This window comes from Akkermansiaceae bacterium (assembly GCA_024233115.1).
GTDB lineage: Bacteria > Verrucomicrobiota > Verrucomicrobiia > Verrucomicrobiales > Akkermansiaceae > Oceaniferula.
The window spans coordinates 631,945-643,188 of the sequence record JACKQB010000004.1; the positions used below are offsets into that span (position 1 = coordinate 631,945).

At 47.7% G+C, this 11,244-nt stretch carries 10 protein-coding genes; all 10 read left to right on the forward strand.

Annotated features, from left to right (window positions below):
* The first annotated feature begins 203 nt into the window (after positions 1 to 203).
* The 10 genes from H7A51_13745 to H7A51_13790 all read left to right on the forward strand — a co-directional run bounded on the left by H7A51_13745 (position 204) and on the right by H7A51_13790 (position 11,122).
* Positions 204 to 641: a hypothetical protein gene (locus H7A51_13745; GenBank protein MCP5537279.1), complete on the forward strand. Its 438-nt coding sequence runs from the start codon at positions 204 to 206 to the stop codon at positions 639 to 641.
* 838 nt (positions 642 to 1,479) lie between these two features.
* Positions 1,480 to 1,890 (forward strand): hypothetical protein, encoded by a 411-nt coding sequence (locus H7A51_13750; GenBank protein ID MCP5537280.1) that lies wholly within the window; start codon positions 1,480 to 1,482, stop codon positions 1,888 to 1,890.
* Positions 1,891 to 2,022: 132 nt separating this feature from the next.
* Entirely contained in the window at positions 2,023 to 2,568 is a 546-nt protein-coding gene (locus tag H7A51_13755; protein ID MCP5537281.1) for a hypothetical protein, read from the forward strand.
* 1,616 nt (positions 2,569 to 4,184) lie between these two features.
* On the forward strand, positions 4,185 to 4,592 hold the full coding sequence (locus tag H7A51_13760) for a hypothetical protein (protein MCP5537282.1): 408 nt from the start codon (positions 4,185 to 4,187) through the stop codon (positions 4,590 to 4,592).
* A 107-nt stretch (positions 4,593 to 4,699) separates the two neighbouring features.
* A complete protein-coding gene (locus H7A51_13765) occupies positions 4,700 to 4,978 on the forward strand; it encodes a hypothetical protein (protein MCP5537283.1) in 279 nt (92 codons plus the stop codon).
* Between the two features lie 1,447 nt (positions 4,979 to 6,425).
* Positions 6,426 to 6,821 carry a hypothetical protein gene (locus H7A51_13770; protein ID MCP5537284.1) on the forward strand — a complete coding sequence of 132 codons (396 nt, stop codon included), beginning with the start codon at positions 6,426 to 6,428 and terminating at the stop codon, positions 6,819 to 6,821.
* Between the two features lie 132 nt (positions 6,822 to 6,953).
* A complete protein-coding gene (locus tag H7A51_13775) occupies positions 6,954 to 7,301 on the forward strand; it encodes a hypothetical protein (protein MCP5537285.1) in 348 nt (115 codons plus the stop codon).
* A gap of 1,001 nt (positions 7,302 to 8,302) precedes the next feature.
* Positions 8,303 to 8,665 carry a hypothetical protein gene (locus H7A51_13780; protein ID MCP5537286.1) on the forward strand — a complete coding sequence of 121 codons (363 nt, stop codon included), beginning with the start codon at positions 8,303 to 8,305 and terminating at the stop codon, positions 8,663 to 8,665.
* Positions 8,666 to 10,605: 1,940 nt separating this feature from the next.
* Positions 10,606 to 10,866 (forward strand): BrnT family toxin, encoded by a 261-nt coding sequence (locus tag H7A51_13785; GenBank protein MCP5537287.1) that lies wholly within the window; start codon positions 10,606 to 10,608, stop codon positions 10,864 to 10,866.
* Entirely contained in the window at positions 10,856 to 11,122 is a 267-nt protein-coding gene (locus tag H7A51_13790) for a CopG family transcriptional regulator (GenBank protein MCP5537288.1), read from the forward strand. The genes H7A51_13785 and H7A51_13790 overlap by 11 nt, the downstream gene beginning before the upstream one ends.
* The last annotated feature ends 122 nt before the right edge of the window (positions 11,123 to 11,244 follow it).

Sequence of the window (11,244 nt, forward strand, 5' to 3'; positions counted from 1 at the left end):
CGCTGATGGACACATCCAATGGTTCAGGATCTACGTTACCCACGGCAGTTTCAAGGCGCATTGATCTGTGTAGATCGAACAAGGCGATGCATCCGACCCCTTGTAGCCCCCGACTTCATGATGACTGGCGAGAGCGATCTTGCGTTAATGATTATTGAGCGTTGTCACACGGGCGGTTGATCTTTACGTTCGGCAATAAAAATATGAAGAAGAAGCGTCTAGGTTGTGGCATAGCGCTAGTCCTTACAACGGTGGTTATAGCATACTTTGCCTATGGTATCTATCTGGTGTTAACGCCCCGGGACATGTCACAACAAAACCCTGAAGAGGTATTTAGGGAGTTCGTATGCTCACCGATACCAAGCTCGGTTAAGATTATTAGCGTGGATGGTAGTATTGCGTTTGCAGGTGGTAATGTTTATATAGAATTTACTATGGACGCTTCTGATAGAGATGATCTTCTTTCTGGCGGTTCCTTTGTGAAGCTAGATGAGTCATCGGGAGGCCGTCTGCCTGTTGTCCCGTTTGAGAATATTGGAAGCGTTGAAACCTATAGACAGAATGATGAGTCCCTCAGCGATTCTTATCTCTATCTCTCTAAGAATAGTAATAAGTGTTTCTTTCATCAGGCTCAGTACTAATGCCGAAAAATTTGGCCGAACAAGTCGCTGCATCCGACCGCTAACCGCGCTCGACTCCAGCTCGGGTTTACACGAAACAAATACGCTTAGCTTATGACCGTTGACCCGACGGCGGTTGAGCTTTACGTTGGGCAATAAAATTATGACCGTTGCAGATAAAATAAGTCGTTACCTTAATATCACGATTGTATGCGGCTTGCTTGTAATAGGTATTAGCTATCTCATATGTCGTAGCTTTTACACCGAGATAGGCTCGAACAACATTATTAGGTTGGAGAGAGATGCTCCCGCGGTTCCCGTTGCCGCCGAAAATATAATTCTTGGAGAGGCGAAGGAAGTCGAGGTCACCAATACCAATTCAGGTAAAATCCATAAGCTGATGTATAGGGAAGTGAAAATTAAGAACACTACGAATAAATCCTTTTGGATATATGCACATGGATTGCAGAATGTCCACCCTCGGATTTATACACGAGCACCTAGGTCTAAGATATGGGAAGAACAAGCAACTGGTTACTGTGGCACTGGTATAGATTTTAGCGAGGTTAAACCAGAGAGTAGTATATCTGTGAGAGTTCGTCTACCTATGCGCATAGCTCACAGATATTTTTGTATCGAGTATCGTCAGTATAGCCAACCTGTTCATGAATCGATGACGAGAGTCAGGACACAAGAGCTGTCTATGGCGATGCCCGCAACAAAATAAGCCCAACAAGTCGCTGCATCCGACCGCTTACCGTCCCGGAGTCGATGGCGTAGTTGAGATTTAATGTTGCTCAGAGCTGTTCCCTTCGGTGGGGCGCGGCGGTTGAGCTTTACGTTCGGCAATAATAATAAGATGCGAAAATCAGTATTCATTTGGATAGCGGTATTTCTCTTCGTTGTTGGGGTTGGTTATTTGAGTAAGCCTGATCGTGGGGGGTTAGTAGGCTGTGGTCAGGTATTCGGGTTGCCTGAGATAGAGCAGCTTGAACTTGATACTAAGCCGCTGATGAGTTGGCAGCCGTTTGAATCACCCAAGTATCGGTTTCATGCTTCTGATGCACAATTTGAGGCTTTAGATAGGATTCTCAGAAGCGAAGGCTATTCTGATTGGCAAGAGGGAGGTGTGAGTTTTGGCAGTATTTCACATGGCTGGACCTCTGACGAAGATTGGATCTATTGTAAGTCGTCGCATGAAGGGTATAATCTCTATTGGAGTTATAGCCGTACTCAAAAGCTTGTTTACGCAATTACATTTCCTCAATAAATGTGGCCGAACAAGGCGCTTCATCCGACCGTTAACCGTTCTCGACGCGCGCAGTTTGAGAGTGAAAGACCATTTTAGGTTTCTGACATTTACACACCGGCGGTTGAGCTCTACGTTAGCCAATAATAAGAAATGAAACGCATAATAAAACACCTAGCTCTATTGTGTCTTATCGCTTCGAGTGCAATAGTGACTGCCCGTGAAAGTCCGCCTCGGCATGAAGAGGCAGTACTTAGTCTTAAGAATGGTAGGCTTATCGGGTTGCCCAAGGAGTATTCTCCAGCATCGTTCGATTTGAAGAAACTGTCTCTGAGTATTGGGAAGAAGAAGCTGGTTTTTCCGAACTCTCTCCGAGAGCTGTTAATGTATGATGCAAGCGATAGCCCATTTGGTAACGAACCACCACAGATGAAACCTTACCCATATACCTACATATTTGAAGGAGCCTGGGGCGACCTGCCGAGAGATATACCGCCACATATACTTATAACTGTGGTAAGGCCAAAGAATAAGAATGCTATTTTTAAGCTTCTAATTGACATGGATAAGCTGGAATTGATTTATGCGGATTTGATTGTCGAGGGGGTTGGACGAGTCCCGATTGCACTAGACCGATTAGCCTATGGACGTGCTCCGAATGATTTAGACCGAGTTCCCAATAGTCCCAAGAAACAATAACTTTGGGCTAACAAGTCGCTGCATCCGACCGCTAACCGCGCTCGACTTTGCTCTGTTTTACACGAATCAGCCGTTTAGAGCCTTTGACGTTTTACATGGCGGCGGTTGAGCTTTACGTTCGGTAATAATAATATGAAGACGCTAATGCTACTGCTAATGGTTGGAACTACAATAGTTGCACAAGCCCAAGTTAGTTGCCCTGTATGTAAGAACCTTGCGGTGGCTGTTTCTAGTCAGAAGGATGACGAATCAAAGCCGAGTAAGAACATAGCGGTTTGGAATCGCAGCAGTTGTGCTAGCCTTTTTTATGGCAAGGGGTCTTATATTTGTCAGAAGGGTGGGTATGCGTATGAATCGCAACTCAAGCGATGGGAGCTAGCATTAGAGGATAGAGATAAATTTCCATTGCCCCTTGTTAAGTGTGTGTATTCATTTCCACTTCCTCCGAAAGCTACAGGGGTGTATTCCCAAGAGTTTTCTTCACTGAAGAAGGTCAAGCATTCACTACATTTTTGGTGTGTGACAGACGCGTCGTATTTTGAGAAGATTCGAGTATACGCGAAGACCCATAATATTCAACTGACCCTTGAGAAGGGGAGGGTGAAAGGTCAGTCCTACGTATATCTATCAAAACTGACCGAACAAGTCGCTGCATCCGACCGCTAACCGCGCTCGACTCCAGCTCGGGTTTACACGAAACAACCTTGCTTAGCCTATGACCGTTGACCCGACGGCGGTTGAGCTTTACGTTCGGCCATAATAAGAATGCACGCATTGTGTTGCGTGTTGCCGCGTTGGTTAGATGAATGGGTTATTGGTTGATCATGGTCATCAGGTTCGATGCCGGATGTTCCCGCTGCCGCGCTCGCTCTACCTTGATCCATCGATGTCGGTTTATAGATTGAGGGTGGTTTGATCCATGTTGCCCATCGGTTTTCTCCGTGGTCGTTGCTCTGGCGTTTCTGGCTTCGGTCGACATGCCTGGCTTTCGCACGCTTGCAGAGACGGTCGGTGTGAATGATGGGGGACGTTTAAGGGAGCCGGGTGGTGTTTGAGAGGATGGTTGCCGAACAAGGCGCTTCATCCGACCGTTAACCGTCCTCGACTTCACACAGTTTTACAGCAATCATCCGTTCGAGGTTTGTCGCGGTTGACCCACCGGCGGTTGAGCTCTACGTTCGGCGATTATTAGATGGATGTGTCATGGATTGTTCGTTTCGGTTACATCGATGGGGGATTTGGCGGGTTGAGATTCCTGGCGTTGCATCGGTGCTGTTCGGCTTGGGTTTCCGTTGATCGATCTGGATTGCCCGTCGCCACCTGTCCGATGACTGAGCCACTCATCCATGAATTTTTGCATCCCGCTTTGGCTCTGTCCTGACTTTGCGGTTTCCGGCATACTCATTCAGGCTGTCGCACATCTGCAGATACGGTCGGTGTTAATGGTTGGACATCGGTTTCAGGCGCTGGCACGGGCAGTGAGAATAGTTGCCGAACAAGGCGCTTCATCCGACCGTTAACCGTCCGCGAGTTTGCTACGGCCGGCTTGCTTATGACCATTCTTGATTTTCGACTGTTGACCCGGCGGCGGTTGAGCTCTACGTTCGGCAATAATAATGAAGATGACAGTAACACATCATTGGAAGTTTGTGATATCTATTGTGCTGATGATGCTTTATCTGTCTCAGTTATTACGATATTGGCATCAGCATGGTTTTAACCTTTTGGTCGTGTTTGGCATTATAATCTTGGTCGGTGGCGGAATATCTGCGTTCAAGAAGATGAAAGTCACATGGCAGATTGATAACTGTAGTGGCGTAGTGAAGATACAGAAGGATAGTAAGATCCTCTTCAGCGGAACCGAGGATGATTTGCGTGAGGTCAGAGAGGATGCCTGTGATGTATTCTTATATACACGAGACAGGACTCACATACAGATACCGAAAGATGCGATGAATGATGTCCTGCGGGATATTGTGATGAAGAAGAACGTGGCCGAACAAGGCGCTTCATCCGACCGTTAACCGTCCGACAGTTTGCGACGGGCGGCTTGCTGATGACCGTTTTTGGTTTGCGGCGGTTGACCCACCGGCGGTTGAGCTTTACGTTCGGCAATAATAAGAATATCCGTATGCTAGACGAATTGATAGACAAAGTTATTGAGCATATTCAATGGCGAAAGACAAAGCATCGAAAGGAGGAGTCTCTCCGCGAACGATGGTTGGGCGATGCTCGTTTGGCGGCACAAGATTCTGGTTTTGGTATTATTGATGCAGACGATCAAGTTGTTCTTAAGGCCATGTCAGATGGCAGGATAGTCATTACTAAGCGTGCTAGCGGACAAGATAGAATCCTCAACAATGACGAATGGATTGCCTATGTTAGCAAGGGTTTGAAGGCCTTATCATAAGAAGAATGTGGCCGAACAAGGCGCTTCATCCGACCGTTAACCGTCCGAGAGTTTGCCGCGATTGAGAGGTATGATCCATTTTCGGTTTGTGGCGGTTGACTCGGCGGCGGTTGAGCTCTACGTTCGGCGATAATTAGATGGATGTTCCATGGATTGTTCGCTTCGGTGACGTCGATGGGGGATTTGGCTGGTCGAGATTTCTGGTGTTGTGGCGGTGCTGTTCGGTTTAGGTTTCCGTTGATCGATCTGGATTGCCCGTCGCCACCTGTCCGATGACTGAGCCACTCATCCATGAATTTTTGTCACCTGGGCTGGTTCGGTCGTGGCTCTGCGGTTTCCGGCACATTATTTCATGCAGGCGTGTGCTGAGAAGTGCGGTCGAGGTTCATGGTTGGACATCGGTTTCAGGCGCTGGCATGGGAAGTGAGAATAGTTGCCGAACAAGGCGCTGCATCCGACCGTTAACCGTCCCACAGTTTGCCGCGGGTGAGAGGTATCGTCTATTTCAGGTTTGCGGCGGTTGACTCACCGGCGGTTGAGCTCTACGTTCGCCAATAATAATAATTTTCTGAAGTTGGCGGTTCTCGATGCACCATGATGGAAGGTTTCGCTGATGATCTCAGGTTGCTTGATCCGTTGCTGGTGTCTTGAACGGCATCATCGTGCAGGGCACAGGTTTCGGCGGATGAGATTCCCAGGTGTCACTTTTTGGGCGCAAGGGAGTGGTTCGTGCAAGGGTTTCGCAAGATACTGGCACGGCGGATCGATTCACGAAGCACAGCTGCCTCCGGTGCCAGAAACTTGCTGTCGGCGGTTCTTGGCGGGGTTGCGAGAGAGCCAGCACGATGCGATCACGAGTCGGCACATCCTGACTATTCAGAATCGCCGTCGAACAAGGCGCTTCATCCGACCGTTAACCGTCCGTGAGTTTGCGGCGGGCGGCTTGCTGATGCCCCATATTTGGTTTATGACATTTACACACCGGCGGTTGAGCTCTACGTTCGGCCATAATAAGAATGCACGCATTGTGTTGCGTGTTGCCGCGTTGGTTAGATGAATGGGTTATTGGTTGATCATGGTCATCAGGTTCGATGCTGGATGTTCCCGCTGCCGCGCTCGCTCTACCTTGATCCATCGATGTCGGTTTATAGATTGAGGGTGGTTTGATCCATGTTGCCCATCGGTTTTCTCCGTGGTCGTTGCTCTGGCGTTTCTGGCTTCGGTCGACATGCCTGGCTTTCGCACGCTTGCAGAGACGGTCGGTGTGAATGATGGGGGACGTTTAAGGGAGCCGGGTGGTGTTTGAGAGGATGGTTGCCGAACAAGTCGCTTCATCCGACCGTTAACCGTCCTCGACTTCACACAGTTTTACAGCAATCATCCGTTCGAGGTTTGTCGCGTTTGACTCACCGGCGGTTGAGCTCTACGTTCGATAAGAATAAATACTATGAAAACGAAATTATTGGTTGGGCTACTGCTTTTGGGAGCAGCAATGTTTGTTGCATGGCCAATAATAAGATCATTCTCACATCATCATGATCATTCGATGGTAAGAACTTACAATAAGTCTAATGCTATAGCCATAGCTTACCTTAATTGGATGTCTGAGTATGGAGAGAGACCATCTGCGACAGATCAGCCGATGGTGGATATTCTCAACCAAGGTGGACCTAAGCAGATCAGGTTCCTAGACGACCGCGATGTTGAAGACGCGTGGGGGACAAAATTCCGTGTATATATCGGCAATGGTGAGATGATTGTTTGGTCGGCAGGTAGGGATCGTAAGTTTTCAGAGGTGCCAGGAGAAGGAGACGACCTTATTTTTGCACAGGCAATAAAATAGATCGAACAAGGCGGTGCTGACGACCGTTAACCGTTCGTAGTCGGAAGCCATTTTACAGTTAAGACCTCCCTCGATTGCTCACCGTTTTACATGCGGCGGCAGACCTCTACGTTCGGCAATAATAATATGATCGTGTATATAACAGCAGGGGTGATCATTGTGTTGCTTTTATTCTCTATGGTTATTGAGGCGCACAGCTATAAACGTCAACTTAGGGTCGGTCTATCTGAAGTGCAGTTAGACGGTGTTCTTAATGACAGAAGAGGCTATATTCTAAGTGCTCCTGCAATTTTTGTGATGTCTATCGTCGCGGTAGCATTGTGTGTGCATTCACTACTGAGAATCTTCGAAGGAGAATACCTCAGAAGCACTATATTCATCTTCATTGCCGTCACGTATGTTTTTAACACAAGTATATCTTGTGGGGTGCGACGCGCTGCAAAGAAAGTGGCCGAACAAGTCGCTGCATCCGACCGCTAACCGCGCTCGACTTTGCTCGGGTTTAGACGAAACAACCATGTTTAGCCTATGACCGTTGACCCGACGGCGGTTGAGCTATACGTTCGATAATTATTGATTCTTCGTGTTCAGTATTGCCCTGGGGCATCGCCGATATGCCGCTATTATTGAATGATTTTGGATCGATGAACGCTTCCTGGAACGGCTTGAGTTTCTAGCTCATTTGGCTCGATATTGATGGTTTGGTTCTCGTTCGCTGCCATTGATAACATTTTAGAAGAATCTGATGTGAATGGTTTGGATTGGTTTCGCATTCCGTTTTCGGTGTGATGCACGATTCGATTCACGCGGCGGTGATGGACACATCCAATGGTTCAGGATCTTCGTTACCCACGGCAGTTGTAAGGCGCATTGATCTGTGTAGATCGAACAAGGCGATGCATCCGACCCCTTGTAGCCCCCGACTTCATGATGACTGGCGAGAGCGATCTTGCGTTAATGATTATTGATCGTTGTCACACGGGCGGTTGATCTTTACGTTCGGCAATAATAAGAATGCATGCATTGCGTTTCGTGTGTCCGTGTATGTTAGGCGAATGAGTTTTGGGGTTGCTCGTTGTCTTCAGGTTTCGATGACGGATGTTCCTGCTGCCGTATTCGCCGTTGCTTGATCCCTCGATGGAGATGTGATGGTTGAGGCTGGTTTGATCCATGTTGCTCATCGGCTTTCCCCATGATCGTTGGTCAACGGTTTCTGGCTTCGATGCATGATATGCCAGGCTATCGCACATTTGCAGAGACGGTCGGGACTAATGGTTGGTGACGGTTTTGCGTACATGCGGTGTTTGCAAGAATGTGGCCGAACAAGGCGCTTCATCCGACCGTTAACCGTCCCACAGTTTGCAACGAGTGAGAGGTATTGACCATTTCAGGTTTGTGGCGGTTGACTCACCGGCGGTTGAGCTCTACGTTCGGCAATAATAAGAATGAATCCGATTGCGACAGCTTATCCCTCCGAAGGGATGCCTGAATCATTTTCAACCATGCTTCAGCTATCTTGGTGCTTGGCATTTATTGGGATATTTATGGTTTGGGTGATGGTCAGGATTGATGGTCGCTATAATAGGCTGCATAGGAGGCTTCAATACTGTTTCATGGGTTTGGCTCTTGTGCCTGTATTGGGATATTCTTATTTATACTGGTTGGATTATGTTCCCAAGGCATCGGACGGCACACCTGCAAGCCTGCCATTTTGGTATGCCATGCTGATTCCGATACTGCCTCTAATGTTTGGAACCCTGACACGTATAGGCTACCGGGTGTTTGGTCACGATAACGCGCTGACAGAGAATGTGGCCGAACAAGGCGCTTCATCCGACCGTTAACCGTTCTCAACTCGCGTAGTTTAAGAGTGAAAGACCGTTTTTGGCTAGTGACGGTTGACCCGGCGGCGGTTGAGCTCTACGTTCGGCAATAATAATATAATGCATGAATACATCACACAGAATCCATTGTTTAGCGCGATGATAGCAATTAGCTTTGTAGTTTCATTACGAGTTTGCCTAGGCTTATTCCTGCTGCCCAAGCACCGTGAGATACCGTTTTTGCGGCGCACTGTATGGTCGATATTGGTCTGGTTTCCGTTTATCGGGCCATTTTTATATTTCTGCCTGTATCGGGTGCCAAATGATAGAGCTGGAGGGACGAATGGATCTGTAAGCTCAAGCGCTGAAGGTAGTGCCTTTCTCTAGCGGAAGACAAGAATTGTGGCCGAACAAGGCGCTTCATCCGACCGTTAACCGTTCCCAGGCCAGAAACCATTTCACGGAATCAACCACGCATAGCCTTGGACCTTGTCACACCGGCGGTTGAGCTCTACGTTCGGCTATAATAATAAGACATGATCGCACGTCACACCGAGATAGTAGAAGCCATCAAGACAGAGTATGGTGTATTAGTCCGTGAGGCATACCACGGCCATCCCAAAGGTGTATCGAACATTTACCTACTAAGCGATGATGGCATTTTGTGGGAGGCGGAGTTGCCCATGTATGGAGATGTATATGCAAATCCCATTATTGTGGAAGGGGACTTCTTTAGATGTGCTAGTTGGGGAGGTATGACGTGTAGCGTTTCTCTGGAGACGGGGAAGATCGTTGAGAGCATTCTTACCAAATAATCTTGCCGAACAAGGCGCTTCATCCGACCGTTAACCGCCCCACAGTTTGCAGCGAGTGAGAGGTATTGACCATTTCAGGTTTGTGGCGGTTGACTCACCGGCGGTTGAGCTCTACGTTCGGCAATAATATAACAAGAATCCCCTCAGCATAATTTAGTGTCTGGAACTCGTCATATACGTTACAAATTTTCTTCTCATGGGATCACACTTTGCGAGAGGCGCTGGCTCATACTTGAGCGGTGTGTATTTACCGAATGGAAGGACATTCGAGTAATCAAGGCCGAGTTACGAGATTGCTTCTCTGTTCATGCATTTGGCTTTCGCCTAATAGTTGATGATGTGAATGGCATTTTCATTACAGACCTCGATGACCAATGGGACGAATTCAGTATGCACGTATACACAAATTTCCCTGATATTGATCGAGCAGTGATAGCACAGATAGAAGGGGCATTTCCACGCGAATCCGAAGCTATATGCTGGTCAAAAAAATCGGCCGAACAAGGCGCTTCATCCGACCGTTAACCGTCCGTGAGTTTGCTGCGGGCGGCTTGCTTATGACCGTTTTTGGTTTGCGGCGGTTGACTCGGCGGCGGTTGAGCTCTACGTTCGGCAATAATTATAATGAATGCATTATTCAGCATCCTCACTCGTATTGCGATGGGTGAAAAGATGGAATCTTCGACCAAGCGAGATACCGCGCATTGGCTTGGTTCATTTGCTATCTTACCGATATGGATACTGGGTTCTTCGGCTCTGATGCGCCGGTTGAACCGGATCTGGGATGGATACATTACAGACCATGCATGGTGCCTGATATTGTTCGCGATTCTGGCATTTCTGCTGCTCTTAATACTCTGTTTGGCTATAACCAGAGTTTTCCTTTATCGACCGCTTGCATTGATACTTTTAGCTGTAATCACATGGAGTGGTTGTTTCTGGTTTGTTTGTGCGAAGCTCACGTAAGCGAAGAAAGTGGCCGAACAAGTCGCTGCATCCGACCGTTAACCGTTTTCGACTTCACACAGTTTTACAGCAATCATCCGTTTGTGGTTTGTGTCGTTTACACACCGGCGGTTGAGCTTTACGTTCTGCAATAATAATAATAGTTGCAAACACAACGATTTACGGTATATTAAGTATACCGTGACGTTCGAGTTTGACCCAGAAAAAAGCCGGAGCAATGAATCAAAACATGGAATCGATTTTACATCAGCCCAAGCCTTGTGGCAGGACGAAGACAGAGTTGTCTTTCCCGCTAATAGCGAGACAGAACAGCGGTTTGCCTTGCTTGCAAGCTTTGGTGGCAAGGTGTGGGCCGCATTCTACACGATGAGAGAAGAAAGAATTCGGATCATTTCTGTAAGACGAGCAAGAACAAAGGAGATAGAAGTATATGAAAGCTGAAGAACTAGATAAGATTTTTGATGACGGAGAGGAGGACATTCTTCCTTATCTGGATTTGAGTAAAGCCGTTCGCCCAGGTCATCAAGCCAAGCGTGTGAACGTCGATTTTCCTATATGGATGGTTTCACGCTTGGATCATGAAGCGGATCGTGTTGGCGTAGCGCGACAGGCTTTGATCAAAATATGGATTGCCGAGCGATTACACGAGTCGCGTAAGAATAATACGGCAGAACAAGTCGCTGCATCCGACCGCTAACCGCGCTCGACTCCAGCTCTGTTTTACACGAATCGACCGCTTAGAGCCTTTCACTATTTACGGGGCGGCGGTTGAGCTTTACGTTCGGCAATAATAAAAACGCATACTAACAATGAGTGGTA